The following is a 25,095-nucleotide window of genomic DNA, read 5'->3' as shown; positions in this document are numbered from 1 at the left end:
ATGCGCTCCTCGTTGGGTCGGTATGACGCCATCTTAGGGACGCGGCGCCCGGCATTCGCGCAAGTAGGGATGGCGTTGCGCAGATTCGGATGATGGGTTGAACTGCCGCGCCTTGGCGGAAGCGTTGAATCACGTAGAGTCGAGCGAAACCGCCAAAAACGCCGCACAATGCGGAAGCCTTGGCCGCCATCCACGAGGGACGCAATGAATGCAGTGACACCGATACCGCAACCGCATAGTGGTTCCCGCGTCGTGTTGCGTTCGAGCAGGCTGCTCGGCTGGCAGGGTTTTGGTGCGGAACTGGTCAACGTGTCGGCGGGGCTGCACCGGATACCGGCGTTCAAGTATCACCGCGTCGGGGTGCACGTCGGCGCGCCGGTGAGGGCGCGCTGCCTGTGCAATGAGCGCCGCTACTCGCGAATCCAGGCGCACGGCGACGCCGACGTGATTCCCGCCGGGCTCGACGGGCAGTGGAGCGACGAGGCCGCCTGCACGATTTTCAGCGTGTGGATCGGCGAAGCGTTCGCGCAGCGGACCGTCGAGCAACTGTCGTTAAACTCCGCCGACGCGCAATTGCGCCCGCAATTCCAGCTACGCGATCCGCGCTTTCAGTATCTCGCCTGGGCATTACGCGCCGAACTCGAAGCGGCTGAGGCATCCGATCCTTTGTACGCCGAGAGCCTGTGTACGGCGATGGTAGTGCGCCTGATCGGCGGTGCGCCGGCGCTCGAGAACAAGCGGCGCACGCTCGCCCCGAAAACGGCCGCGCGCGTGATCGAATTTATCGAAGCGCATCTGGATCAGCGTCTCACGCTGGGCGAACTGGCGGCGCTCGCCGAATTGAGCGTGCCGCATTTCAAGGTGCTGTTTCGCGAGACGCTCGGCATGCCGGTGCATCAGTACGTGGTGCAGCGGCGCGTGGAGCGCGCGCGCACGCTACTGCTCCAAGGCAAGCTCAACGCGAGTCAGATCGCGCTCGATACGGGCTTCGCGCATCAGAGTCACATGGCGCATTGGATGGGCCGATTGTTGGGTGTCACGCCACGCGAGTTGATCAAGTCGAATGGGACTGCGGCGGGCAGTGTTGCGTTCGATCCGCACAATGCCCGCCGCATCGCAGCATCGCGATAAAGCCTCGAGGGCCGCGCAGCATCGCGCCGCGGTCAGCCCGGCGCCGCACCCGTGAGCTGCGCATAGACGTCATGCGACAGTTGCAGCAACTGCTTGCGGTCGATCCCGCCCGACACCGCATAGCCGAAGTCGCCATCGATCCAGTAAAACACGTTCACCGGGCCGTCCTGGTACAGCTTGAACGCCGTCGTGTTCGAGTTCTGCTGGCGACGCGAAATGCACAGCGTGACGCGCTCGCCGTTCGGCCCGCGATACATGAATTGCGCGGTCGGTCCGTCGGCGCCGGGCAACAGGCGTCCACCCGAGAGGTTGAAGCCGTTCTTCGAGAGAATCGGCGGATGCACGTTGGTGCCGAGGCGGTTGGAGAGCCACTGCACGAAATCCTGCTCGTGATCGCCGGTGTTCATCTCAGTCGGCCGGTCCACGGCGGGCATGTAGACAACATGCGCCACCGCCGCTTGCCGCGCGAACATTTCGGAGCTGTCCGCACTGACCGGGCGCGTATCCGAGTGGCCGCCCGCAACCGGCGCGATGACGTCCTGGCCCATATGCGTGCCCACGCCGATGCCCACGCCCAACACCAGCGCCGCCGCCATTCCGGCGAATTGCGGCCAGTTCGCGGCAATCCGCCAGCGGCGCGGCGCGGGTGCCTGCAGGCGCTTCGGCACGGGCTCGCTCAGCACGCGGTCGTAGCGCTCGTGGAACATGCTGTTCAGGGAGAAATAATCGCTGATGCGCGCGGCCAGTTCGGGATTCTGTTCGAGCGCGCGCTCCACATCGGCACGGCGTTCGTCGGACAGCGTGCCGTCCACATACGCATGCAGGTCTTCTTCGCCGATCGGCATTTGTTGGTCGCTCATCGCACCACCTGTAATTTCGCACCGGGCTGCGTGCCCGCCATCAACGCCCGTAACCGCTCGCGTCCGCGCGACAGCCGCGACATCACCGTGCCGATCGGAATGTTCAGCGCGAGCGCCACGTCGGCATAGCTCATTTCCTCGAGGCCCACCAGCAGGACGACTTCGCGCTGCTCCATCGGCAGCCGCTGCAAAGCGTAGTCGAGGTCGCGCATCTCCAGGGAGCGGGTCTGCTCCGAGGGCACGGCGAATTCACTTTCGGACACGCTTTCGTCGTCGACCGCCACGTGAACGGCGCGCGCCGAAGCCTTGCGCGCCTGATTGGCGAACACGTTGTGCATGATCGTAAACAGCCACGCGCGCAGGTCGGTGCCCGGCTGGAACATGCCGGTACGGCCGAGCGCGCGCTCCAGCGTGTCCTGCACCAGATCGTCGGCGAGGTCGCGATTGTTGATCAGCGCTCGTGCATAGCGCCGCAATCGCGGCACATGCTCCATCAGCTCGTCACGGACATCCATTTTCTATCCCGATCGTGGGGCTTTTCGCGGGCAAGGGGGCATCCTTCAGTCGCAAGAAGAGACGCGTTTGACGGGCGAACACCGTTGCTTGCACTTTATTCCCCTGCTTTCTGTGAGATCACGTATTGCGTTTCAGCAGTCATCGCATGGTCATCGCGTCGGCGGCGCGCATCAGGCCGTGGGTGCGGGCGTCGCCGGCAACCACGAAACGCTGCCGCTGCGCGGTCCAGAGCAACAGGCGAATGTCGCCGATGCGGCGCGCGGACCACTGCGGCTGCGCCGGCGCCAGCAACGCCAACGCGGAAAGCAGCACCACCGGTTGATTGTCGCCGTTCAGATAGATGAATTCGCTGACCCGCTGAAGCGGGCTCAGCGCGATCACTCTTTGGTCCACGAGGCGCAAACCGATCGCCGAGAGATTCGGCGCGGACGGATCGGCGCGAGTCGGCGACGCCGCGGAGAATTGCCCGGCCGAGCTTTCGGCGAGCGCCATTACCGCGGCATTGTTCAGCGCTTGCGCCGACACCTGTGTCGCGGCGAGCCAGCCGCTCGCCACCGCGAGCGTGAGCGCGAGCGCCGCCAGCGTGTTGAGCAGTTTGCGGCTGCGTTTAGATCCATTGATGCGCGCGACTGCGCGGCGCCATCCTGAGGAGCGGCTCGGCACCGGTTCGTCAGTTGTTTGAAAGGCCTGTTGGATCTGCGAGTTCAGTCGGCCGTAAAACGCCACCCGGCGCGCCTCCGCCGGATCCTTGCCCAGATAGTCCCGCAGAAACGCGGCGCGCTCCGGCGTCAGCGTGCCGTCTGCATAGGCCTGAATGTCCGCTTCGGAAAGCGGCGAATTGGAAGGGGCGTCGGTGGTCATGGTGTCGGCGTGCGTTGGAGGGCGGCTACCGAGGGCGAACACGTATAGCCCCGAGTTTATTCCATATGTTCACGCGCCAATTTCAACGCTACGCGCTTGCCGAAAACGCACTTTCGCGCGGCCTCCACCAAGCCGCCGGATCGCGAGCTAACCCGATCTCGCGCCGCTTTATTCCCGCTTCCGGATATGTTTTTTCCGTGCCTTCGAGGCAGGAATAAAAGCCATGAGCGTGTGGTTCTCCCTGATGCAAACCCGCACAAAACTCGCTGGAGTTCATCATGAAGAAGATCGCTTTCGTTGCATTGTCCGTTGCTGTTCTGGCTGCATCATCGAGCGCTTTCGCGCAAGGCAAGACCCGCGCTGAGGTGTACCAGGAATTGATCGAAGCGCAGCAGAACGGCCTGAATTACGTCACCGACGCATCGTATCCGGATGTAAGCCCGGTGTTCGCCCAGCAGGTCGCACAACACAGAGAAGCACTCGCTACGCAAGCGGCGGCCGCCAGCCATGGTGCGAGCCAAAGCGCGCAGGACGGCAGCGTCAATTGAAGCTCTGGATACCCGGCGCGCAAATGGAACTGGCGCGCCGGATATCGCACGGAATAGATCGCGGTATGCAGTGTTAGCCCGGTAAGCGCATCTATCCGATCAAGGAGTTTTCGTGGCAAAACCATCCGTTCCCAACCCCGGGCCTGTCTGCGCGCCTTGCAGGCTCGCCGTGATCGGCGCGGCCGTGCTGGCTCTCGCCGGCGGCTTTGCCTACACGGCAGGCTGGCTGACGCCAGCGCGCCTCAGCGCGCCGCGTTTCATCAACACCTTCGAGAAAGTCGCGGGCCAGCCGCATCCGGGCTACCGGCGCAACCATGCCAAGGGCCTGTGTATCGAAGGCTATTTCGACAGTAACGGTGACGGCGCGGCGCTGTCCCACGCCACTGTATTCGCGCAGGGGCGCACGCCGGTGACGGGCCGCTTCGCGGTGCCCGGCGGCAACCCCTCCGCGCCCGACACCAGTTCGCCCGTGCGCAGCCTCGCGTTGGAATTCCAGCTGCGCAACGGCGAGCAGTGGCGCACAGGAATGAACTCGACGCCCGTTTTCGCGGTGCACACGCCCGAGCAGTTCTATCAGCAACTGGTCGCCGCAACACCCGATCCGGCGACCGGCAAAGCGGATCCCGCCAAGCTCAAGGCGTTTTACGGCGCCAATCCCGAGACTCAACCGTTCCAGGCATGGGTCAAGGCGCATCCGCCTTCTTCGAGTCTGGCAAATGGCGCGTATTACAGCATCAACGCATTCCGTTTCACCGACGGCGCCGGCCATACGCGCGCCGTGCGCTGGGCGATGGTGCCCGAGACGCCGTACGCACCGATCACCGACGCCGAAAAAGCCGAGAAGAATTTTCTCGAAGCCGACCTCGACCAGCGGCTGGAAAACGGCCCGTTGCGCTGGCATCTGATTCTGACCGTCGCCCAACCCGGCGACCCCACGAACGACGCCACGCTGCAATGGCCCGACGATCGTCAGCATATCGACGCGGGCACGCTGGTGATCGATCACACGACGTCGCAGGAAAACGGCGCGTGCCGCGACGTCAACTTCGATCCGACGATCCTGCCGGCCGGCATCGAACCGTCGGACGATCCATTGCTCGCCGCGCGCTCGGCCGCTTACGCGCTCTCGTACAAACGCCGCACGCGCGAGGAAGCGTTGCATCCCGCGATTCATCAAGCCCAGACAAACGGAGCACACTCATGAGGCCGACGCCCACCCATTTCAGTCCGCTCGCGCGGCTGCTGCACTGGACAATGGCGCCCTTGATCATCGCGATGCTGTTCATCGGCGTGGGCATGGTCGCTACCGTCTCGCGCGCGCACAACACGCTGATTGCGATTCACAAGCCGCTCGGCATTGCGTTGCTGCTGCTTGTGGTGGTGCGCGTGGGCGTGCGACTCACGCGCGGCAGCCCGCCGTTACCGGACGATATGCCCACGCCGCAGCGGTTCGCGGCGAAGGCCTCGCATCTCGTGCTATATGCGTTGATGGCGGCAATGCCGTTGATCGGCTGGGCGATGCTGTCCGCCGCGGGCTATCCGGTCACGCTATACGGTCCGCTGCATCTGCCGCCGATCGCACCGCATAACGTCGAGTTGTTCGCGTTGCTGCGCGCGTTGCATACGTGGCTCGCATTTGCCCTGTTCGCCACGGTGCTGCTGCATCTCGCAGCGGCGTTGTTTCATGGGTTGATCCGCCGCGACGGCGTGTTTTCGAGTATGGCGCGCGGCGAGCGTTAGCGGCTTAGCGCTTTACTGCTTCATGCGTTCCGAACGCGGATCGTAAGGCGCCTTCAGGTGCACGGTGGCCGGCAGCAGTTCGCCGGCGACATCGATCGCGTAGTGGCCGCTGCTCAGGTAGGCGGTATCCGCTGCACCGTCGGGATTGTTCACGTAGCCCATTGCGACCGGACAACCCAGCGTGTGTCCGAACGCCGCCGAGCTGATGAAGCCGACCGGCTTGCCGTCGCGCAGGATCGCCTCGCCGCCCCACAGCATGCGCTGCGTGGCGCCGTCGGCGGTTAGCACCACCATGCGGCGGCGCAGCGGCTCGGCGCGCAATTTCAGCAGCGCGTCGCGGCCGCGAAACGCAATCTCCTTGTCGAGCTTGCACGCGAACGACAGACCCGCTTCGAACGGATTGGTGTCCGGCGTGAGTTCACGGCCCCACGCGCGATAGCCTTTTTCGATGCGCAAAGAGTCGATTGCATAGTAGCCAGCATTGACGAGGCCGAACGCCTCGCCCGCCGCGTGCAGCGTTTCGTACACGCCCACCGCGAATTCGACCGGTACATACAGCTCCCAGCCGAGTTCGCCGACGTAGGTGAGGCGCGTGGCCCGCACCGTCGCGTAGCCGAGATCCACTTCGCGGCTTTGGCCGAAAGCGAACGCTTCGTTGCTCCAGTCGGCCTTGGAGACGCTTTGCAGCAGCTCGCGCGAACGTGGGCCCATCACGGCGAGTACGGCGTACTGTCCGGTGACGTCGACGAGCGTGCAGTGCTGGTCGTGCGGAATTGCCCGTTCAATGGTGTCGAAGTCGCGTGTGGTTTGCGCGCTGCCGGTGACGAGCAGGTATTGATCGTCGGCAAGGCGCGTGAGCGTGAAATCCGATTCGTAGCCGCCGCGCTCGTTGAGCATGCCGGTGTATACCGTGGTGCCGGTCGGCACGTCTACGTCGTTGGCGACGATGCCTTGCAGCACGCTTTGCGCGTCGCCGCCCTTCACGAGAAATTTGGAGAACGACGTCATGTCGAACAGCGCGACGCCTTCACGGCACGCGCGGTGTTCTGCGCCGCTCCAGGGCAGCCAGTTCTGCTGGCCGAAGGCGTAGTCGATTTTCGCTTCTTCAGGCGAGGGCGCGAAAAAGTTGGCGCGCTCCCAGCCCATCTTGCTGCCGAAGCAGGCGCCCTCGTCACGCAACAGCGAATACAGCGGTGAGCGGCGAAACGGCCGCGCGCTGTCGAGTTCGCGATTCGGCCACGGCATCGCGTAATGCAGGCCGAGCGTTTCCTTCACGCGATCGTGCAGCCACGTGTCGTTGCCGTTGAAGCGCGCGAAGCGGCGAATATCCACCGGCCACAAGTCCATGGTCGGCTCGCCCGCCACGATCCATTCCGCGAGCGCCATGCCGGCGCCGCCCGCCGAGGCGATTCCCATGGAATTGAAACCCGCGCCGACGAAAAAGCGCCGCAACTCAGGCGCTTCGCCCAGCATGAAGTTGTTGTCCGGCGTGAACGACTCGGGGCCGTTATAGAACTGCCGCACCTGGGCCGTTTCGAGCGCGGGCACGCGCTGCAGCGCATTTTTCATCAGGATTTCGAACTGATCCCAATCGTCCGGCAGCAACTGGAACTCGAAATTCTCGGGAATGCCGTTCATGCCCCACGGTTTCGCATCCGGTTCGAAGCCGCCCATGACGAGGCCGCCGACTTCTTCCTTGAAGTAGATAAAGCCGTCCGGATCGCGCATGACCGGCAGATCCGGATGCACGCCGGCAATGCGCTCCGTGACAATGTAGTAGTGCTCCGCCGAATGCAGCGGCACGGTCACGCCGCACAGGCGGCCAACCGCCTTGGCCCATTGCCCTGCGCAATTCACGACGATGTCCGCGCCGATCGTGCCTTCTTCGCCGTCCTTGTTGCGCCACGCGAGTCCGCTGACCTCGCGCGCGCCGCTTGCCTTGCCGTCTTGCGCGCTGCGCGTGTGGATCGCCGTGACGCGAGTGTTTTCGACGATGCGCGCGCCGCGCATGCGGGCGCCGCGGGCGAGGGCCTGGGTCAGGTCGGTGGGATTCGCCTTGCCGTCGCCGGGCAGCCAGACCGCGCCGAGCAGGTCGTCGGTGCGCATGACCGGCCACAGGTCGCCGGCATCCTGCGGGCTGATGACATCGCAGGCCACGCCGTAGGCGCGCGCGACGGCCGCGGTGCGTTTGAGTTGCGTCATCCGCTCGGCGGTGCGGGCTACCGAGAGCGAGCCGCATTGCTTCCAGCCGGTGGCAAGTCCGGTATCGGCTTCGAGTTCGGCGTAGAGCGCGGTCGAATAGCGGATCAGCTTCGTCATGCTCTCCTGGGCGCGCAACTGACCGACGAGGCCGGCCGCATGCCACGTCGTGCCGCACGACAGTTGGCCCTGTTCGAGCAGCACCACATCGGTCCACCCCAGTTTGGTCAGATGGTAGGCGACCGAACAGCCGATGATCCCGCCGCCGACGATAACGACGCGAGCGTGGTTGGGACTGAATGTGGACATGTGTGGAAGTGCGTGGATTGAATTGGCGTAGATTGCCCCAAAAAGACACGAAATGCAACGACCTCTGTCATTGTTGAAAATCCGCTCGTGTCATACGACCGTCACGCTGCTCAGCCCTGCGTCTCGTCGTTTATCGAGGTCAGGCGTACCTGCGCCGCGGCTCGGCGCGCACCCGCTGCCCGATGGCGCCACAGTGTGGGTTTGCTTGGAAATGCGTGGCTATCAACCCCGAAGAAGCGTGACTTTTGTTAGACTCCACCTGACAGTCACCGCTCAATTTCCATGTTCTCCAACCAGCGCCAAGCCGAAATCCTGCGACTCGTCCGCGAGCAGCGCACCTGCACGATCACCGAACTGGCCGGCCGCTTCGACGTGTCCGACGAAACTATCCGTCGCAATATCAAGCCGTTGATCGCCGACGGCCTGCTGATCAAGGTTCACGGCGGCATCATGCTGCCCGAACGGCTGGATGAACCGCCGTTCCAGCGGCGCATGGCGGCCAGCCTCGAGGGCAAGCGGGCGATCGGCGCGCGCATCGGCGAACTGGTGCGGGACGGCGATTCGCTGATCCTCGAGGGCGGCACGACGTGTCTGCATATCGCGCAGGCGCTGGTCGTCCGATCGCGGCTCACGGTCGTGACCAATTCCATTGAAGTCGCGCGCGTGCTCGCGCCGCGCAATGGCAACCGTGTATTCATCGCGGGCGGCGAGTTGCGCCCGGACGACTGCGCCGCGTTCGGAGACAGCATGCTGGCCTTTCTGCGCCAGTTCCACGTGCGCTACGCGATCGCCTCGGTCACGGCAATCGACATGCAGGGGCGTTTCATGGACGCGCTGCCCGCCGACGTGGCCTTTTCGCTGGCGGCCTTCGCTCAGGCCGAGCGGCGGGTGGTCGCCGCGGACCACGCGAAGTTCGGCCACAGCGCGCTGGTGCACGCTTTCGGCGCGGATGCCGTCGACCTGCTGGTAACGGATGAAGCGCCGGCACCCGCGCTGGCTCAGGTGTTCGCCGCGGCCGGGCTGGATGTGGAGGTGGCCACACAGCCAGGTGCGTCCAACGCGTAAAATGGCCGGTTACCACAGGCAATCGATGCCGCACGAAAATTCGCCGGCCGGCGCCGCCCACGCTCCGCCCGGGTGATCCTGTCCGCGCGCGCTTGCCTTTGCCGGCTTGAATAGGAATGGACGCCGATGTCGTCAGTTTTCTTTGATCGGGAACGCATTGCGGAATGGCTCGGGGACCACACCGTCGCCAAGGCGCGCTCGGTCGGCCCCGTCACCCATGTGAAATGGCACGGCGCCACGCTGAGCGGCGACGTGCAGGGCACGCAGCGGCTTCCCTATCAAACGCGCGTGCGCTTTCGTACCGATGGCGGTTCGCCCTGGGCGCAGGGCGATTGCAGTTGTCCGGTCGGCCGCAACTGCAAGCACGTTGCCGCGTTGCTGCTCGCCGAGCTGAACTATCACGACGAGATGGACCATATCACTCACGTCGAGCCGGACGAGGGCGATACCGCGCGCGACCTGCCGGGCGCGCCGATGGCTAACGTCGGGCCGCCGTCAGGCGTGCGGCCGGAACTGGTCAGTTGGCTCGAACGTTTTCGCGCCCGCGCCGAGGCTGCGGATGCGGACGCCCAGAAGGCGAGTGCGCCGCGCTCGCAGACCCTGGCTTACCGGCTGAACTGGTCCAGCTTCCACATGCGCCACGAGGTCGTGCTGTACCGCGCGCGCTGCGATGCGCACGGCGCGATCATCGCGGTCGACGAACCTTGGGGCAATGTGGAAGCGGCGCTCCTCAAACAGCCGAAGTTCGTCTCCGACGAAGACCTGTCGATCCTGCGCGGCCTGTGGCTCGGCCGCTCACGCGAGGACTTCGGACAGTTCATCCTGCGCGGCACGAGCGGTGCGGAGATGCTGCAGAAGCTGATCGCAACCGGCCGGCTGTTCTTCGATTTCACGCCCGGCTCCGGTCACGACGGACCCGCGCCGCTCACGCGCGGCGCCGACCGGCCCGGCCGGATCGAATGGGAGCCGCTCGCTGACGAGCGCCTGCGGCCCGTGCTGTGCACCGAGCCGCGCGCGAGCATGGTGCTGCCCACCGAACCGGTCTGGTATGTGGACGGCGTCGCGAATGAAGCTGGCATCGTTCAATCGTCGTTGCCGTTCCAGCAGTTGCCGGATTACCTCGCCATGCCGCCTATCTCGCTCGCCGAAGCGCCGCTGGTCGCCTCGGTGCTGCGCGAGATCGCGCCCGAGTTGCCGCTGCCGCCCACGCACGACGCGTCCGCGATTCGCGTGATCGACGTCGATCCCGTGCCGGTGCTCACGCTCAACAGCCACGCGCTGCCGTCGGCGACGAGCAAGGCGGGCTTGCGTCAATCCGCAGCGGTCGAGCTGGCGGGCGTCAGTTTCGATTACGACGGCGTGAGCATCAATGTCGACAGCAGCGTGACGCTCGTGCCAATGCCGGGCGGCGACGTGATTCATATCCGCCGCCGCTACGAGGCCGAGAAAAAGCGTCTGCTCGAACTGCGCAAGACCGGCTTGCAGAAGGTGCCGACCAGCCGCGTCTACGCGTCGCGCCTGCTGCCCGACACCATGCTCGGCCTGCCCGATGCCGAGGCGTGGACCGCGTTCGTCAACGACGCCGTGCCGGAGCTCGTGAGCAAGGGCTGGCGCGTGACGATGGCGCCCGAGTTCCGCTACAACGTCATCGAAATCGATGCGATCGAAGGCACCGCGCATCAGGCTGGCGACGGCTGGTTCGATCTGGAGATGGGTATCCGCATCGGCGAGCGCAACGTGCGGCTCGAACCGCTGCTTGCCGACCTGTTCCGGCGCGACCGGCGCTGGCTGAGCGGCGCGCTCGAAGCCATTGCCGACGACGAGCCGATCGAGTTGAAGACCGAGGAGAACAAGCGTTTGCGCTTGCGCGCCGACCGTCTGAAGCCGGTGGTGCGCGTGCTCGTCGATCTGTTCGACGCGCTCGGCGGCTCGCTCGCCGACGGTGCGCCGCTGCGTGTGGCGTCCGTCGACGCGGGCCGGCTGGAGGCGTTGAACGGCACCGGCCGCTGGCAATTTCGCGGCGAAGATTCGATCCGGCAACTGGCGCAGCGTCTGCAGGCCGGTCCGGGGCTGCGCGAGGTGGCGGTGCCTCGCGGCCTGAAGGCCGAACTGCGCGTCTATCAGCAACAGGGCTTGAACTGGATGCAGTTTCTGCGCGAACACGATCTCGCCGGCGTACTCGCCGACGACATGGGTCTGGGCAAGACGGTGCAGACGCTTGCCCATATCCTCGCGGAGAAAGAAGCGGGGCGTCTGAACCGACCCGTGCTGATCGTCGTGCCGACCACGCTCGTGCACAACTGGCGCGAGGAAGCGCGACGCTTCGCGCCCGAACTGAAGGTGCTGGTGTTGAACGGCCCGCAGCGCAAGGAGCGTTTCGAGCAGATCGGCGAACACGAACTGATTCTGACCACCTACGCGCTGCTGTGGCGCGATCAGAAGGTGCTCGCCGAGCATGAGTATCACCTGCTGATTCTCGACGAAGCGCAGTACGTGAAGAACGCCACCACCAAAGCCGCGCAGGCCATTCGCGGTTTGCGCGCGCGGCATCGGCTGTGTTTGACGGGCACGCCGCTCGAGAATCATCTCGGCGAGCTGTGGTCTCAGTTCGATTTTCTGTTGCCGGGGTTTCTCGGCAGCCAGAAAGACTTCACCAAACGCTGGCGCAATCCGATCGAGAAGAACGGCGACGGCGTGCGCCGCGCGTTGCTCGCGCGGCGCATCCGGCCGTTCATGCTGCGCCGTCGCAAGGACGAAGTCGCCAAAGAGTTGCCGGCCAAGACCACGATTGTGTGCTCCGTGGACCTGGAAGGCGCGCAGCGCGACCTCTACGAAACCGTGCGCACGGCAATGCAGGAGAAAGTGCGCGCGGCGGTCAGCGCGCAGGGTCTCGCGCGCAGCCACATCATCGTGCTCGATGCGTTGCTGAAGCTGCGCCAGGTGTGCTGCGATCCTCGCCTTGTTCGCACGCTCAAGACCACCGGCGAGGCGGGCGAGGGGCCGGACTCGCGCGACAGAGTGGATAAGGTCGAGAAGGGCGCGCGCGCCATGCGTTCCGCCAAGCTCGACCTGCTCCTGTCGATGCTGCCGGAACTGATCGAGGAAGGGCGCCGCGTGCTGTTGTTCTCGCAGTTCACCGGCATGTTGTCGCTGATCGCCGAAGCGCTCGAAGAAGCCGCCATTCCGTACGTCGTGCTCACCGGCGATACGGCCGATCGCGTGACGCCTGTAGAGCGTTTCCAGCAAGGCGAGGTGCCGTTGTTCCTGATCAGCCTGAAGGCCGGTGGCGTGGGCCTGAACCTGACCGCCGCCGACACGGTGATCCACTACGATCCGTGGTGGAACCCGGCTGCCGAGAATCAGGCAACGGACCGCGCGCATCGGTTGGGGCAGGACAAGCCCGTGTTCGTGTACAAGCTGATTGCGGCGGGCAGCATCGAAGAAAAGATCGTGGAGTTGCAGGAGCAGAAGGCGGGACTGGCCGACAGCATTCTTTCCGAAGACGCCGCCGGCGCCGCCAAGTTCTCGGACGACGACCTCGACGCGCTGTTCGCGCCGATGCCGGAAATCGAAGGCGGCAGATAACGCGCTGCGCTCGCGGCGATGCCGTCAACGCTGTCGCCTGACACTCGCTTGCCGTACGACGTACTGCGTTGCCGCGGCGTTCCGGCAATCGACAACTTCTGTAACAAATCGTCTGCATCTGTAAATGCGCTGTTGCCGCCGCTTCAATTCATATCATTTTCAGAGTGAGACGACACAACGCTTCTATGCGTGACCCATTATCGTTTGCGTAATAGCTACCTGAAGCCACGTTACAAAGGCAGTTTTTTCATCTTGAGCTGCAATTTCGGCGCGGCTATTTTTGGGTCACTCGTGCGGTTAGACCCCCGCGAGCGTGTAGTGTTTTGAGCGGCGTCGGCCTTGGAAAGAAGGGACGCCGCATTTTTTCCCAGATCACACCACGGCTTAACAATCTTTAAACGATTTATTTTGAGACTGTTTCTATACTGACTCGCAAATTGTCAAATCGCGGTTTCCCAAGTGGGGGACGCAGCCTGAGAAAGACAACGGCGAACGGGGCCAACTACCGTGCGGGCGAGACCAGCCGCTGAAAACGACGACCCTTGCGGTCGATGCACACAGACACGGCGCAGCGGGCGACTGTGCCGCTGAAAATGCTGGGATGGTTGAACAACCGCATCGCCTGACCGGAGATTCGCGTGATCTTATCCGGGAAAAGAACAGCCGTTTTTTCGATTATGATGACCTGCCCCTCGATACGCGGCGCGATAAAGCGAACACTGCGCGCTAATTTTGAGACGGAGGCGGGATCGAACAGGGCGCAAGGCAAAGGACCACAAGTCGAAAAATGTGCCGCCGAAGATGAAATTGGAAGCAGGATCGTCGGTGCTTGCGCCGCCATCCCGGTCATCTGCCGGTCAGCCGGCCACCAGTTACGAACGACGATGTCGCGTTGCGGGGTTTTATGAGAATTGCTGTCCTGGATGACGATTCGGCTCAGGCCGACCTTGTTTGCCAAACGCTGTCGGCGGCGGGCCACATCTGTCACGCATACGGTGCGGGTCGCGAACTGGTGCGGCAGTTGCGGCGCCAGACGTTCGATCTGCTGGTGCTCGACTGGAACGTGCCCGACATGTCGGGTGAAGAGGTGCTGCGCTGGGTGCGGGAAAGTCTTTCCGAGCGCCTGCCGGTGCTGTTCATGACGAGCCGCGGCCGTGAAACCGACATCACGTCGATTCTCAACACGGGTGCGGACGACTACGTCGTCAAACCGGTTTCCGCCGCGGTCTTGCTGGCGCGAGTTGGCTCCTTGCTGCGCCGCGCTTATCACCTCAAGCCGGCCGCGGTGAAGGAAGTTTTCGGCGAATTCGAATTCGATCTGGGCGCGAAGCACGTGGTGGTGCGCGGCACGGCGGTTGCCGTCACGCAGAAGGAATTCGACCTCGCGCTGTTGCTGTTCCAGCATCTGAGCCGGCCGCTCTCGCGCGCGCACATTCTCGACGTGATCTGGAAGCAGGCGACCGACATTCCGTCGCGCACCATGGACACGCACGTATCGATGCTGCGCAGCAAGCTCGGTTTGCGCCCGGAGCACGGTTACCGTCTGACGCCGATTTACGGCTATGGCTACCGGCTGGAGCGGATCGAATCCGCCGCGCCGTCGGCGGCGCTTGGCCAACGCCCTGAAGCGGGGGACGCGTGACGTTGTGCGCCGGTGTGGCGCCGCGCGGCAGCGCGGTTTCGCCGGGCCGCCGCGGTGGCGCGTTGCTCGCGGTCGCCGGCGTGCTCGCGATGGCCTGCTTCGCGCCGGCATCATCGGTTGCGCAGTCGATGCGTGCGCCGAAGCCGCGTGCGAAAGCCGCGGCGCCCGTGTACGTGTCGTATGTGACGCACGAGGGCGACACGCTGTACGACATCGCGGGCCACTATCTGCGCGATCCGAACGATTGGGCTGTGTTGAGCCGCGTGAATCATGTGCCCGCGCCGCGCCGCATGCCGGCCGGCGTCGTGTTGCGCCTGCCTGCCGACAAGCTCAAACAGGAACAGGAATCGGCCCGCGTGATTGCGACGAGCGGCCCGGTCGAGCATGCGTTCGGCAAGAATCCCTACGTGCCGCTCGCACAAGGCGCGACGCTGGGCGAAGGCGATCGCATCCGCACCGGCGAAAACGGTTTTGTGTCGCTGGAATTGCCCGACGGCTCGCATGTCACGGTAGCGCAGAACGGCCTGCTGGATGTCAGCACGCTACGGCGCACCACGCTGACCGGCGCCAGCGATCGCGTGCTCGAATTGCGCAGCGGCGAAGTCGAGAGCCAGGTCACGCATGCGACGAAAAAAGACGACCGCTTCCAGATCCGCTCGCCATCCGTCGTGGCCGGCGTGCGCGGAACGCGCTTCAAGGTCGCCTACAATGGCGACGCGCGAATCACCGCAGTGGAAGTGCTGGACGGAGCGGTCGGCGTCGACCCTGCCGCGCTCGGCGGGCGCGTTCCGCCGCCGCCGGGCGTGCCGCTGCAGGCTTCCGCGCAGCTCGTGAAGGCGCGCTTCGGCAGCGTGACGCGGGCAGGCGAGACGATCGGCGGGCCGGTCGAACTGCTGCCCGCGCCCGCGCTCGCGCAGCCGGGCAAAGTGCAGGACGGCAAGACGGTCGCGTTCGACCTCGTTCCGGCCGAGCACGCCGTGGCGTATCGCGTGCAGATCGCACGCGACGCCGACCAGCTCGACCTGATCCGCGATCTGCGCGCGAGCGGGCCGCACGCGGATTTCGGCGACTTGCCCGACGGCACCTATTTCGTGCGCATCGCCGCGATCGACGGCAACGGACTCGAAGGACTGCCGCAGGTGTATGCGTTCGAGCGCCGTCAGCTTGGGCTGGCCGCCTCGGCCGGCCAGCGCGCCGGCAGCCGCGACTATGAGTTCCGCTGGTTCGTGAGTCGCGCCACGGTCGAGACGCGCTTCCGTTTCGTGCTGGCGACGACGGCCGATCTGCGCCATCCGCTCGTGGACCGCACCGATTTGTCCGGCGGCCAACTGGTCGTGAGCGATCTGCCGGTCGGCGATTACTATTGGACGATCGTCGCCGAGCAGTTCGAGAACGGCCGCCTCTACGAAAAGAGCAGCGCCGTGCGCTCGTTTACGCTTGCGCGCTGACGCTGATAGATTCACGGGGCTGAGCAATTCATCAGCCCGCTTCCTGGCTTCGAACCGAACAACGCTTTGCCGACCACTCCTACGCGCCTGAGCCTCGATCCGCGCGCCCGTCTCGGACGGCGCGCCGGCCGCCGCTTCCTGATCGAATGGGCGGGCATCGGCTGCCTCGGCGTCGTGGTGATTCTGCTCAGTTCGCTCGGCCGTCTGAGCGCGAGCGTCGATCATCTGGTCTATGACCGCTTTCTGAGCCTGCGCGCACAGCCTGTGCTGCGCGATATCGTGGTGCTCGAAATCGACAACGCGAGCATCGCGCAACTGGGCCGCTGGCCGTGGCCGCGCAGTGTCCATGCGAAGCTGCTCGAACAGATCGCGAAAGCGAATCCCGCCGCGGTGATCTACGACGTGCTGTTCACCGAGCCCAATGCGCAAGACGCCGAACTGGCCCGCGCTATCGCGCTGAGTCCGACGTATTTGCCGGTGCTGCTCGGCGCGCCCGACAGCGCCGGGCGCCGCACCGTGGTCGAGCCGGTGGCGCCGCTCGCGCATGCGGCGGCGGGGCTCGGTCATATCAATCTCGAAGTCGACAGCGACGGAATCGTGCGCAGCGTCGCGCAATATGAGGGCGACGCCGATTCGCGCTGGCCGCAATTGATGCTGCCGGTCGCCCAGGCCGTCGAGCATGGCGTGCTGCACCTGAATGGCGGACAGCCCGCTCGTGTTTCGGCTGCGGCCTCACCCGACAACGGCGACGACGGCCGTTTCCTCATCCCGTTCGGTCCGAACGCCCAGAACTATCCGAAGCTGAGTTTTGCCCGCGTGCTCGCCGGCGACGTGTCGCCGGAGCAGTTGCGCGGCCGCATCGTGCTGATCGGCGTGACCGCGTCCGGTTTGTATGACCGCTTTGCGACGCCGGTGTCCGGCGAGCTCGGGCCGCTGCCCGGCGTGTATATCCATGCCAACGTGCTCGACACGCTGCTGACCGGCCGCGAGATCGAGCCGGTCGCGCGCTGGGCGCTATTCGCGGTGTCGCTCGTGCCGCTCGCCGCGCTGCTGGCCGGTTTTCTCGTGTTGTCGCCGCGCCGTTCGCTGCTGCTGACCGGCGCGCTGTGCCTGCTCGCGGCGTCCGGCAGCGCCGCCTTGCTCTACGGCGCGCGGCTCTGGATGTCGCCGGTGCCGGCGATCGTCGGCGTGGTGGCCGTCTATCCGATCTGGAACTGGCGGCGCCTCGAAATGACCATGGCCTATCTGCGCGAAGAACTGCAACGTCTCGCCGACGAACCCCATTTGCTGCCGGAAACGCCGCAGCGCCGCCGCGAGTTCGGCGGCGACGTGCTGGAGCAGCACATGGCGCTGATGGCGCAGGCCGCGCAGCGTGTGCAGGACATGAAGCGCTTCGTGTGGGACAGCCTCGACAGCATGCCGGAGCCGATCCTCGTCAGCGACGTGCGCGGCGTCGTGCTGATCGCTAACCATGCCGCCAAGGCGCATTTCGCGCGTCTGGGCGCGCCGCTGCCCGAAGGCCGCCCGATGCAGGCCGTGCTGGGCGGCCTGACGCTCGTGAAGACGATCGACAGCGACGCGGCGTCGGATGCCGAAAACAATCTGTTCGCGCGCGCGCACTGGCCGGCGCCGCTCGATCCGGCGCGCCATGAATTCGCCGCGCTGATGGCGCACGGCGTGGAAGTGCGCGACGCGCGCGAGCGCGACCATTTGCTGCGTTACGCGAACTGCACCAACGAGCAGGGCGAGACCACCGGCTGGATTGCGGGTCTCGTCGACGTGTCGGCCCTGCATGCGGCCGAGCGTCAACGGGAAGACGCGCTGCGGCTCCTGTCGCACGACATGCGCTCGCCGCAGGCGTCGATTCTCGCGCTGGTGGAGATCGAACGCGCCCGTAGCGAGCCGGTGCTCGCGCGCGGTTTGCTGGAACGCATCGAGCGCTACGCGCAGCGCGCGCTCACGCTGGCCGACGACTTCGTGCAACTGGCGCGCGCCGAATCGCAAACCTATGTGCTGGAACCGGTGAATCTGAACGAGTTGCTGATCGACGCCAGCGACGAAGTCTGGCCGCAGGCGCACGCCAAGCGCATTACGTTGCTCACGGAGACCGGCGCGGCCGACGGGACCGGCGCCGATGACGACGACCACTGGATCTGCGCCGACCGTTCGTTGATGACGCGCGCGCTCGTCAACATTCTGAACAACGCGGTCAAATACAGTCCGCCGGATACGCGGATCGTATGCAGCGTGGCGAGCCCGACACCGAAGGCGGTGCCGGGTGCAGCGAGGCGCGTGTCGTGCACGATTCGCGACCAGGGCTACGGCATTCCGAAGGAACAGCAGGCGGGCCTGTTCGAGCGCTTCCGGCGCTTCCACGAAGCCGAGCGCCCGGAGGTGGGCGGCGCGGGGCTCGGCATGGCCTTCGTCAAGACGGTCGTCACGCGCCATGGCGGCGATGTCGAGGTGGCGAGCGAACCCGGTCAGGGCACGGCGTTCACGATCCGTCTGCCGGTGCTCGAAGACGCGCAATCCGGCGCTTTCCTCACGCCGCGCACGTGACGTATGACTATGCACCTTATCGAAGCGAGAAGATCGTGAAAGCCATCCTGTTCTGTGCCGCGCTGGCCGCGGCGAGTCTGACCGGTTGCGCCGGCCTGAGCGCCGACGTGCATACCGCCGACACCTCGAACGCCGCCGCCGCGCTGCAAGGCGAGCGGACCTATGCAATCACGCGCATGCCGTCGCAGGAGTCCGGCGCGGATCATCCGCGCTTCGAAAGCTTGCTGGCGGATGAACTGGCAAAGCAGGGCTTCGTTGAAACGGCGGATCGGTCCGCGCGTTATCTGCTCTCGATTGCTTACGACACGCGGCCGGCGACGATCGGCGTCAGTGAAAAAGGCTGCGCGCCGGGCGCCTGCGAACGAGCGCCCGATGCACCGTTCTCGCTGTTCGGCGGCCCTGTCTATCGGCACGCGCTGACGCTGCGGTTTTTCGAGCGCGCGAGCGGGCGGGAGGTCTATAAAGTCAGCGCGTCGAGCAGCGATCGCGACGCGGATCCGCTGCATGCCATGCCGGCGCTCGTCAAAAGCGCGCTGGCCAGGTTTCCCTTCGACGCGCCGCACGACTGGCGCGTGAAACTGCGTGCTGACGAGACGAGCGGCGTGCCGACGGTGATGTCGGTGAAGCCGCTGCAACCGTAGTGCGCCACGATCACTCCGGCGCGTCGCGGTCTTGCGGCCAACGGTTTTCGAAGACACAGTCGGCGAGCGGCAGGCGGCTCGCCCAGCGTTCGGTTTCCAGCATCGGCTCGTCGTAGAACTGGTCGACGTGACCCAGGCACAGAATCGCCACGGGCCGCGCGCCCTCCGGCATGTGCAGTAGCTGGCGAACCGCGTCGACATCGAACAGCGACACCCAGCCCATTCCCAGACCTTCCGCGCGGGCCGCGAGCCACATGTTCTGGATCGCACACGCCACCGACGCGAGGTCCATTTCCGGCAAGGTGCGGCGGCCGAAGATATGGCGCTCGCGCCCGTCCATCAGCGCCATCACCAGTAGTTCGCCGCAGTCCAGCATGCCTTCCACTTTCAGCTTCATGAACGCTTCGCGGCGTTGGCCGAGCGCGTCGGCGGTGGCGAGGCGTTCGGTTTCCACCGTGTCATGCAAGGCCGTGCGCAGCGCCGGATCGGTGATTCGCGCGATCCGCCACGGCTGCATGAAGCCGACGCTCGGCGCGTGATGTGCCGCGTCGAGCAGGCGCTGCAGCACGGCGGGGTCGACCGGATCGCGCACGAAATGGCGCATGTCGCGGCGTTCGTAAATGGCGCGGTAGACAGCGTCGCGCTCGAAATCGTCAAAAGGCTTCGCCATGGAACAGGGCGGCCGCGAAGGCCGGGTTGGAGGGCCAATAAGCGTGCATGTAGCTCGCCACGATCGAACCTGTGCGGTAGACGGCCTCGCCGGGCGCGTCGCCTTGCGGCCGGATGGCCGAACGCAGAGGCGTGAGCGAGGTGTCGAGCTTCGAGTAGTGAAACGTGTGGCCGGTCATCGGCCCGTGCAGGCTGTCGATCCGTTGCATGCCGAGCGCGGTGAAGCGCGTTTGCATCGTGGCGTGGCCTGGCAGCAGGCCGAGCATCGGCGTGCTGACGCCTTGCGTGTCGGTGAGGCGGTCAAGCAGATAGAGCATGCCGCCGCATTCGGCAACGAGCGGCTTGCCCGCGGCCGCATGCGCGCGAATGCTCGCGGCGCTGCGCGTGTTGGCCGCCAGCGTTGCCGCGTGCAGTTCCGGGTAGCCGCCGGGCAGGTACAGCGCGTCCGCGTGTTCGGGCAGTGGCTGGTCGGCGAGCGGCGAGAAGTAGTCGATCCGCGCGCCGAGCGCTTCCAGCAGCGCGACGTTGGCCGGATAGATGAATGAGAATGCGGCGTCGCGCGCGATGGCAATCGCCTTGCCCTCCAGCAGACGTGGCAGCACGTGCGGCACGGGCGCGCCGAACTCGACCGGCGGCGGCAGTTCGCACAGCGCGGTGCGGCCGAGCGTATCGGCGGCGAGATCCAGGCGCGCGTTGAGATCGTCGATTTCGTCCGCCTGGTGCAAGCCGAGATGACGGTCGGGTAAGGCGATTTCATCGCTGGCGGCAATATGCCCGCACCAGCGCAGGCCCGGCGGCAAGGCTTCTTCGAGCATCTGCGCGTGCCGCGCGGAGCCGACGCGATTGGCGAGCACGCCGTAAAACGGTACTTGCGGCCGGAATTGCGCAAGACCGAAGGCGACCGCGCCGAAGGTCTGCGCCATTGCCTTCGCCGAAATCACCGCGAGCACGGGCACGCCGAACGTGGTGGCGAGATCGGCGCTGCTCGGCGTGCCGTCGAACAAACCCATCACGCCTTCGATCAGGATCAGGTCGGCTTCGGCGGCCGCTTGCGCGAGCAGGCTGCGGCAGGCGGCTTCGCCCACCATCCACAGATCGAGCGAGAGGACGGGCGCGCCGCTTGCGCGCGCCAGAATCATCGGATCGAGAAAATCCGGTCCGGTCTTGAAGACGCGCACGCGTCGCCCTAGCCGCCGATGGTAGCGCGCCAGACCCGCGGTGATCGTGGTCTTGCCTTGACCCGACGCGGGCGCGCTGATGAAGAGGGCGGGGCATGCGCTGGAGGACGTCTCTTTTGAAGACGCGCCGGCCGAGGTGCCCTCGGGGGACGCGGACATCGCTCAGAACTCCACGCCGCGCTGCGCTTTCACACCCTGCTCGCGATACGGATGCTTGACGATGCGCATTTCGGTGACGAGGTCGGCGGCTTCGATCAACGCGTCCGGCGCGTGGCGGCCGGTCACCACCACGTGCAGCATCGGCGCGCGCGCGTTCAGCACCGCGAGCACTTCGTCGAGCGGCAAGTATTCGTACTTGAGCACCGTGTTCAGCTCGTCGAGGATCACCATCTGATACTCGCCGCTTTCGATCATGCGGCGCGCTTCGTCCCAGCCCTTGCGCGCGGTCGCGATATCGGCGTCGCGGTTCTGCGTGTTCCAGGTGTAGCCGTCGCCCATCGTGACGAAATCGCAGTTCGCGATCGCGCCGAGAAAGTCGCGCTCCGACGTGTGCAGCGCGCCCTTGATGAACTGCACGACGCCAAGGCGCATGCCGTGGCCCAACACCCGCACGGCCATGCCGAACGCGGCGGTGGTTTTGCCCTTGCCGGTGCCGGTGTTGACGATCAGCAGGCCTTTTTCGACGGTGGCGTTGGCCTGTTTCTTCTCGTGGCCTTCGCGTCGGCGCTCGGTCATGCGTTGATGTGATTCGGGATCGGTCTTCATGGCAGGTTCTGTTCCTGAGTGTCGTTGTTTGGGTGTTCGCGTTGGGCCTAGGCCGTGGTCGAGGCGATCGCCACGGTGACGCCGGCATGGACGGTCTTGCGCACGAGGAGCCGTGCTCGAGGCGCTGCGGACGTGGTGGATTCACCGAGTCCGTCCGTCGCGGCAAGCAGCGCGCACGGCTCGCACACGCCATCCACGCCGAGGTGCTCACGCGCTGCCGCCGAAGGCTCCGCCACGGGCATCGCAGCGATCCGTTCACGGCCGAAGAATGTCAGCCGCAGCGCATGACGCGCGCAGAATTCGAGCAGGCCGGCTTCGTGGGCTTTGGTATCGATGGACGCTACGGTGCCGATTTCATCGAACGCATGCGCGCCGAGCGCGGCGCGCACCGCCGCGTCGATCTGTTCGGCCGAGCTGTGCGCACGGCAACCAATGCCCACGCTCAGCGTCTTCATTGTGTAGCCGCGCCGTCTGCGCAAGGCGCTTCGTCATCGGCCCGCGCCGCTGCGCGCGCCAGCGCGAGCGACGCCACACCGCCGATCACCACGATCGCCGGCGAGCCGAGTCCGGCACGCGCGACGGTGTCGGCGAACTCGCCGAGCCGCGCGAGCGCATGGCGTTGCTCCGGACGGGTGGCCGATTCGATCGCCGCGCATGGCGTGTCGGCGCTCATGCCGGCCGCGAGCAACGCGTCGACGATATCGTGCAGCCGCCGCATGCCCATATAGATCACGAGGGTCATGCGCGTGGCGACGAGCGCGGCCCAGTCGGGTTCGCCGCTGCCCGCGCCGTGCCCGGTGACGAATACCACGCCTTGCGCGTGATCGCGGTGCGTGACGGGAATGCCGATGGCCGCGGGTGCGGCGATGCCCGCCGTAATGCCGTTGATGACCTCCACCTCGACGCCCGCCGCATGCAGCGCCTGCTGTTCTTCGCCGCCCCGGCCGAACACGAACGGATCGCCGCCTTTCAGGCGCGCGACGCTGCGCCCGGCCCGCACGTGTTCGAGCAACTGCGCGACGATGCCGGCCTGCGGCGTGGACGGATGGCCGCCGCGTTTGCCGACGTAGACGACCTGCGCGTCTGCGCGCGCGAACTGCAGCACGTCGGGATTCACCAGGTCGTCGACCAGCACAACATCGGCTTGGGCCAATGCGCGGGTCGCCTTGAGGGTCATGAGTTCGACGTCGCCGGGGCCGGCGCCGATCAGCCAGGCGCGGGTCATCGCGACGTGCATGGCGAGCGCCATGTCGTGACGGGCGGAAAGGGGCGAAGCGCGCAGGCGCGCCGGATGACGGACTTTGGGGGCATGCAGTGCTACGGATTCAGGCACGGCGAAACGCGCGGCTCGTCACGGTCCCTTTGGGAACGGATCGACGAACGGATGCGCCACGTCGTGCTTCAGCGCCTTCACATCCGTCCCTCGCGGATTCCGGCGGCCGGCGGCGTGATGTTGCCCTGAGGTTCGCCGCCTCCGCGTCTGGCCGGTATCCGGGCTGGCGGCCTCATGCGCTTTGCCTTCCCGTCCGCATTCGTTGGAATGTCATGGACAGTGGCATCGAAAAAACGCATGCGCGGCGCGAGCTGAAAGACATCGCGCCGCAGGTCGCTTACCGTTGCGGGGACAGCACAGGTTGAGCGCATAAAGCGCGGCCTGTTTCCCGTTTAACTGCACACGCGAATGCATGTGCGGGCACCAAACGCGCGCATACGATAGCACATGGCGTCCCGCCCGATAAGCGCTTGCGGCTTGCGTTTCCTTGACGGCACCGGGCCGCGGGCCTACACTCGCACGCACTTTGGTGCTCGTGTGCGCGCTCGTGCGCATGCAGTTAAACGGGAAACAGGGTGCCCGCCTGCCATGGATCGGGTCAACCTGTGCTGCCCCCGCAACGGTAAGCGAAATGTGATGCTACGGTAAGTTCCTTAGCGCCACGGAGCCGGCTTCGATGTCCACGCGCAAGGCCGCGTCGGCATATCACCACTGGGCGAGAAATCACTCGCCCGGGAAGGGGAAGCGGCGCTTTCGCCAGCCCGGATACCGGCCAGAATACGAAGGGCGAACGCCGCGGGGATGCGGCGGTGCGTTCATGATCTCATTCCCGCTTCCTGTTTTTCTGTTGTCGCGGCAACCCGTCGTTCGTCCCCGTGTTGTGTTGTCGTTCTGGCTCGCTGGGCTTACGCGCCGCTTACCCGGCTACCCGGCCGATGCACGCAGACGCGCAGACAGACACACAAAAACACGCCGGCGTGCACGTGCAACTCCTACGGATGGACCTCACGATGCAAACTCAAATGCGCAAGATCCCCGTCACCATCGTCACGGGCTTTCTCGGCAGCGGCAAGACCACGCTGCTGCGGCACATTCTTCAGCATGCGGGCGGCAAGCGCATCGCGGTGATCGTCAACGAGTTCGGCGAACTCGGTATCGACGGGGAAATTCTCAAGGGTTGCGGAATCGGTTGCGATGAAAACGGCGTCGAAACCGAAGGCCAACTGTTTGAACTCGCCAACGGGTGCCTGTGCTGCACCGTGCAGGAAGAGTTTTTTCCGGTGATGGAAAAACTCGTCGAGCGCCGCGATCAGATCGATCACGTGCTGATCGAGACGTCGGGGCTTGCGTTGCCCAAGCCGCTGGTGCAGGCGTTCAACTGGCCGCAGATCAAGAACAGCTTTACCGTGGATGCCGTGGTCACCGTGGTGGACGGCCCGGCTGCGGCAAGCGGTCAGTTCGCCGACAACCCCGTCGCCGTGGATGCACAGCGCAAGGCCGATCCGAATCTCGACCACGAATCACCGTTGCACGAACTGTTCGAAGATCAGTTGTCCGCCGCCGATCTGGTGATTCTGAACAAGACCGATTTGCTCGACGACGCGCAGCAAAACGCGGTCGAGCTGGTGATTCGCGAAGAGATTCCGCTGCAAGTGAAGATCGTGCGCGCGCAGATGGGCCGGCTCGATCTGCATACGTTACTGGGGCTCGAAGCCGCCTCGGAAGACACGATTCACCTGCGCCACGATCACCACGGTTCCGCCGAAGACGCCGACCACCATCACGACGAATTCGATTCGGTGGTCGTGCAGGCGAATGCGCTCTCGCGCGAAGCAGTGATCGCTGCGCTGCAAGGGCTCGTCGAAACGAACACGATCTACCGCGTCAAAGGGTTCGCGGCGCTGCCGGGCGCGGCGATGCGCCTCGTGATTCAGGGCGTGGGCCGCCGCTTCGACAGCTATTTCGATCGACGCTGGCAGGCTGGCGAAAGCGGCCCGAGCCGCTTCGTGCTGATTGGCGAGGATCTCGATCAGGCCGCGTTGCAGCGTGCGTTCGACGTGGCGCTCGGCGTGCCGTCGAGCGTCGAAACGCAACAGGCGTAAGCGC

The 25,095-nt window shown here is 65.5% G+C and carries 21 protein-coding genes and 2 riboswitches; of the genes, 11 read left to right on the top strand and 10 right to left on the bottom strand.

Annotated features, from left to right (window positions below):
- The first annotated feature begins 204 nt into the window (after positions 1–204).
- On the top strand, positions 205–1,131 hold the full coding sequence (locus tag BLW71_RS22470; protein ID WP_091801705.1) for an AraC family transcriptional regulator: 927 nt from the start codon (positions 205–207) through the stop codon (positions 1,129–1,131).
- Between the two features lie 32 nt (positions 1,132–1,163).
- On the opposite strand, the gene BLW71_RS22465 is transcribed toward BLW71_RS22470, so the two are convergent.
- The 3 genes from BLW71_RS22465 to BLW71_RS22455 all read right to left on the bottom strand — a co-directional run bounded on the left by BLW71_RS22465 (position 1,164) and on the right by BLW71_RS22455 (position 3,368).
- Positions 1,164–1,991 (bottom strand): anti-sigma factor family protein, encoded by an 828-nt coding sequence (locus tag BLW71_RS22465; protein WP_091801703.1) that lies wholly within the window; start codon positions 1,989–1,991, stop codon positions 1,164–1,166.
- Positions 1,988–2,506, bottom strand: a complete 519-nt coding sequence (locus BLW71_RS22460) for a sigma-70 family RNA polymerase sigma factor (protein ID WP_091801701.1) — start codon at positions 2,504–2,506, stop codon at positions 1,988–1,990. Before BLW71_RS22460 ends, BLW71_RS22465 begins: the two co-directional genes overlap by 4 nt.
- A 139-nt stretch (positions 2,507–2,645) precedes the next feature.
- Positions 2,646–3,368 carry an anti-sigma factor family protein gene (locus tag BLW71_RS22455; RefSeq protein ID WP_091801698.1) on the bottom strand — a complete coding sequence of 241 codons (723 nt, stop codon included), beginning with the start codon at positions 3,366–3,368 and terminating at the stop codon, positions 2,646–2,648.
- Positions 3,369–3,646: 278 nt separating this feature from the next.
- Between BLW71_RS22455 and BLW71_RS22450 the strand changes: the two genes are divergently transcribed.
- The 3 genes from BLW71_RS22450 (at position 3,647) to BLW71_RS22440 (ending at position 5,656) form a co-directional block, all read left to right on the top strand.
- Entirely contained in the window at positions 3,647–3,916 is a 270-nt protein-coding gene (locus BLW71_RS22450) for a DUF4148 domain-containing protein (RefSeq protein ID WP_091801696.1), read from the top strand.
- Positions 3,917–4,028: 112 nt separating this feature from the next.
- Complete coding sequence (locus BLW71_RS22445) at positions 4,029–5,120, top strand: catalase family peroxidase (RefSeq protein WP_091801693.1); 1,092 nt, start codon at positions 4,029–4,031, stop codon at positions 5,118–5,120.
- Positions 5,117–5,656 (top strand): cytochrome b, encoded by a 540-nt coding sequence (locus tag BLW71_RS22440; protein ID WP_091801691.1) that lies wholly within the window; start codon positions 5,117–5,119, stop codon positions 5,654–5,656. Before BLW71_RS22445 ends, BLW71_RS22440 begins: the two co-directional genes overlap by 4 nt.
- 12 nt (positions 5,657–5,668) lie before the next feature.
- Here BLW71_RS22440 and BLW71_RS22435 read toward each other — a convergent pair whose 3' ends face one another.
- The gene (locus BLW71_RS22435; protein WP_091801688.1) at positions 5,669–8,164 is read right to left on the bottom strand and encodes a GcvT family protein; all 2,496 of its coding nucleotides are present in this window, start codon (positions 8,162–8,164) and stop codon (positions 5,669–5,671) included.
- A gap of 282 nt (positions 8,165–8,446) precedes the next feature.
- Between BLW71_RS22435 and BLW71_RS22430 the strand changes: the two genes are divergently transcribed.
- Together BLW71_RS22430 and BLW71_RS22425 are read left to right on the top strand one after the other, a co-directional pair.
- Positions 8,447–9,229 carry a DeoR/GlpR family DNA-binding transcription regulator gene (locus BLW71_RS22430; RefSeq protein WP_091801684.1) on the top strand — a complete coding sequence of 261 codons (783 nt, stop codon included), beginning with the start codon at positions 8,447–8,449 and terminating at the stop codon, positions 9,227–9,229.
- A 126-nt stretch (positions 9,230–9,355) separates the two neighbouring features.
- Complete coding sequence (locus BLW71_RS22425; RefSeq protein WP_091801681.1) at positions 9,356–12,814, top strand: DEAD/DEAH box helicase; 3,459 nt, start codon at positions 9,356–9,358, stop codon at positions 12,812–12,814.
- A 502-nt stretch (positions 12,815–13,316) separates the two neighbouring features.
- Here the strand turns inward: BLW71_RS22425 and BLW71_RS41080 are convergent.
- Positions 13,317–13,772, bottom strand: a complete 456-nt coding sequence (locus BLW71_RS41080; protein ID WP_143048388.1) for a hypothetical protein — start codon at positions 13,770–13,772, stop codon at positions 13,317–13,319.
- On the opposite strand from BLW71_RS41080, the gene BLW71_RS22420 reads away from it, so the two are divergent.
- From BLW71_RS22420 to BLW71_RS22405, 4 genes are all read left to right on the top strand, one after another.
- Positions 13,719–14,456, top strand: a complete 738-nt coding sequence (locus tag BLW71_RS22420) for a response regulator transcription factor (RefSeq protein ID WP_091801678.1) — start codon at positions 13,719–13,721, stop codon at positions 14,454–14,456. The genes BLW71_RS41080 and BLW71_RS22420 overlap by 54 nt on opposite strands.
- Positions 14,453–15,904, top strand: a complete 1,452-nt coding sequence (locus BLW71_RS22415; protein WP_091801676.1) for a FecR family protein — start codon at positions 14,453–14,455, stop codon at positions 15,902–15,904. The genes BLW71_RS22420 and BLW71_RS22415 overlap by 4 nt, the downstream gene beginning before the upstream one ends.
- A 66-nt stretch (positions 15,905–15,970) precedes the next feature.
- Entirely contained in the window at positions 15,971–18,463 is a 2,493-nt protein-coding gene (locus tag BLW71_RS22410; protein WP_091801673.1) for a CHASE2 domain-containing protein, read from the top strand.
- A complete protein-coding gene (locus BLW71_RS22405; RefSeq protein ID WP_091801670.1) occupies positions 18,460–19,104 on the top strand; it encodes a DUF4136 domain-containing protein in 645 nt (214 codons plus the stop codon). The genes BLW71_RS22410 and BLW71_RS22405 overlap by 4 nt, the downstream gene beginning before the upstream one ends.
- A 10-nt stretch (positions 19,105–19,114) precedes the next feature.
- On the opposite strand, the gene bluB is transcribed toward BLW71_RS22405, so the two are convergent.
- Genes bluB through cobA form a run of 5 tightly spaced genes read right to left on the bottom strand, consistent with a single transcriptional unit; the run spans position 19,115 to position 22,941 of the window.
- On the bottom strand, positions 19,115–19,774 hold the full coding sequence (bluB, locus tag BLW71_RS22400; protein WP_091801667.1) for a 5,6-dimethylbenzimidazole synthase: 660 nt from the start codon (positions 19,772–19,774) through the stop codon (positions 19,115–19,117).
- Positions 19,758–21,110 carry a cobyrinic acid a,c-diamide synthase CobB gene (locus BLW71_RS22395; RefSeq protein ID WP_091801664.1) on the bottom strand — a complete coding sequence of 451 codons (1,353 nt, stop codon included), beginning with the start codon at positions 21,108–21,110 and terminating at the stop codon, positions 19,758–19,760. Before BLW71_RS22395 ends, bluB begins: the two co-directional genes overlap by 17 nt.
- Positions 21,111–21,113: 3 nt before the next feature.
- Entirely contained in the window at positions 21,114–21,716 is a 603-nt protein-coding gene (cobO, locus tag BLW71_RS22390; RefSeq protein WP_091801661.1) for a cob(I)yrinic acid a,c-diamide adenosyltransferase, read from the bottom strand.
- A 47-nt stretch (positions 21,717–21,763) separates the two neighbouring features.
- Complete coding sequence (locus BLW71_RS22385) at positions 21,764–22,171, bottom strand: cobalamin biosynthesis protein (protein ID WP_091801658.1); 408 nt, start codon at positions 22,169–22,171, stop codon at positions 21,764–21,766.
- On the bottom strand, positions 22,168–22,941 hold the full coding sequence (gene cobA, locus BLW71_RS22380) for a uroporphyrinogen-III C-methyltransferase (protein ID WP_177205179.1): 774 nt from the start codon (positions 22,939–22,941) through the stop codon (positions 22,168–22,170). Before cobA ends, BLW71_RS22385 begins: the two co-directional genes overlap by 4 nt.
- 240 nt (positions 22,942–23,181) lie before the next feature.
- A riboswitch (cobalamin riboswitch) is annotated at positions 23,182–23,432 on the bottom strand.
- Positions 23,433–23,499: 67 nt separating this feature from the next.
- Positions 23,500–23,780: riboswitch (cobalamin riboswitch) on the top strand.
- 219 nt (positions 23,781–23,999) lie between these two features.
- On the opposite strand from cobA, the gene cobW reads away from it, so the two are divergent.
- Positions 24,000–25,091, top strand: coding sequence for a cobalamin biosynthesis protein CobW (gene cobW, locus BLW71_RS22375; RefSeq protein WP_286162074.1), 1,092 nt, complete (start codon positions 24,000–24,002; stop codon positions 25,089–25,091).
- Positions 25,092–25,095: the final 4 nt, after the last annotated feature.

Source organism: Burkholderia sp. WP9 (genome assembly GCF_900104795.1).
Classification (GTDB): domain Bacteria; phylum Pseudomonadota; class Gammaproteobacteria; order Burkholderiales; family Burkholderiaceae; genus Paraburkholderia.
The sequence above is the reverse complement of the archived record's forward strand: the minus strand, read 5'-3'. Positions and strand labels throughout refer to the sequence as shown.

Bases quoted from the DNA above. Each gene is read 5' to 3' on its own strand.
- BLW71_RS22465 (WP_091801703.1), bottom strand. From the start codon at position 1,991: ATGAGCGACCAACAAATGCCGATCGGCGAAGAAGACCTGCATGCGTAT.
- BLW71_RS22450 (WP_091801696.1), top strand. From the start codon at position 3,647: ATGAAGAAGATCGCTTTCGTTGCATTGTCCGTTGCTGTTCTGGCTGCA.
- BLW71_RS22440 (WP_091801691.1), top strand. From the start codon at position 5,117: ATGAGGCCGACGCCCACCCATTTCAGTCCGCTCGCGCGGCTGCTGCAC.
- BLW71_RS22460 (WP_091801701.1), bottom strand. From the start codon at position 2,506: ATGGATGTCCGTGACGAGCTGATGGAGCATGTGCCGCGATTGCGGCGC.
- BLW71_RS22425 (WP_091801681.1), top strand. From the start codon at position 9,356: ATGTCGTCAGTTTTCTTTGATCGGGAACGCATTGCGGAATGGCTCGGG.
- BLW71_RS22430 (WP_091801684.1), top strand. From the start codon at position 8,447: ATGTTCTCCAACCAGCGCCAAGCCGAAATCCTGCGACTCGTCCGCGAG.
- BLW71_RS22395 (WP_091801664.1), bottom strand. From the start codon at position 21,110: ATGTCCGCGTCCCCCGAGGGCACCTCGGCCGGCGCGTCTTCAAAAGAG.
- BLW71_RS22420 (WP_091801678.1), top strand. From the start codon at position 13,719: ATGAGAATTGCTGTCCTGGATGACGATTCGGCTCAGGCCGACCTTGTT.
- BLW71_RS22470 (WP_091801705.1), top strand. From the start codon at position 205: ATGAATGCAGTGACACCGATACCGCAACCGCATAGTGGTTCCCGCGTC.
- cobW (WP_286162074.1), top strand. From the start codon at position 24,000: ATGCAAACTCAAATGCGCAAGATCCCCGTCACCATCGTCACGGGCTTT.
- BLW71_RS22435 (WP_091801688.1), bottom strand. From the start codon at position 8,164: ATGTCCACATTCAGTCCCAACCACGCTCGCGTCGTTATCGTCGGCGGC.
- BLW71_RS22385 (WP_091801658.1), bottom strand. From the start codon at position 22,171: ATGAAGACGCTGAGCGTGGGCATTGGTTGCCGTGCGCACAGCTCGGCC.
- BLW71_RS22455 (WP_091801698.1), bottom strand. From the start codon at position 3,368: ATGACCACCGACGCCCCTTCCAATTCGCCGCTTTCCGAAGCGGACATT.
- bluB (WP_091801667.1), bottom strand. From the start codon at position 19,774: ATGGCGAAGCCTTTTGACGATTTCGAGCGCGACGCTGTCTACCGCGCC.
- cobO (WP_091801661.1), bottom strand. From the start codon at position 21,716: ATGAAGACCGATCCCGAATCACATCAACGCATGACCGAGCGCCGACGC.
- cobA (WP_177205179.1), bottom strand. From the start codon at position 22,941: ATGACCCGCGCCTGGCTGATCGGCGCCGGCCCCGGCGACGTCGAACTC.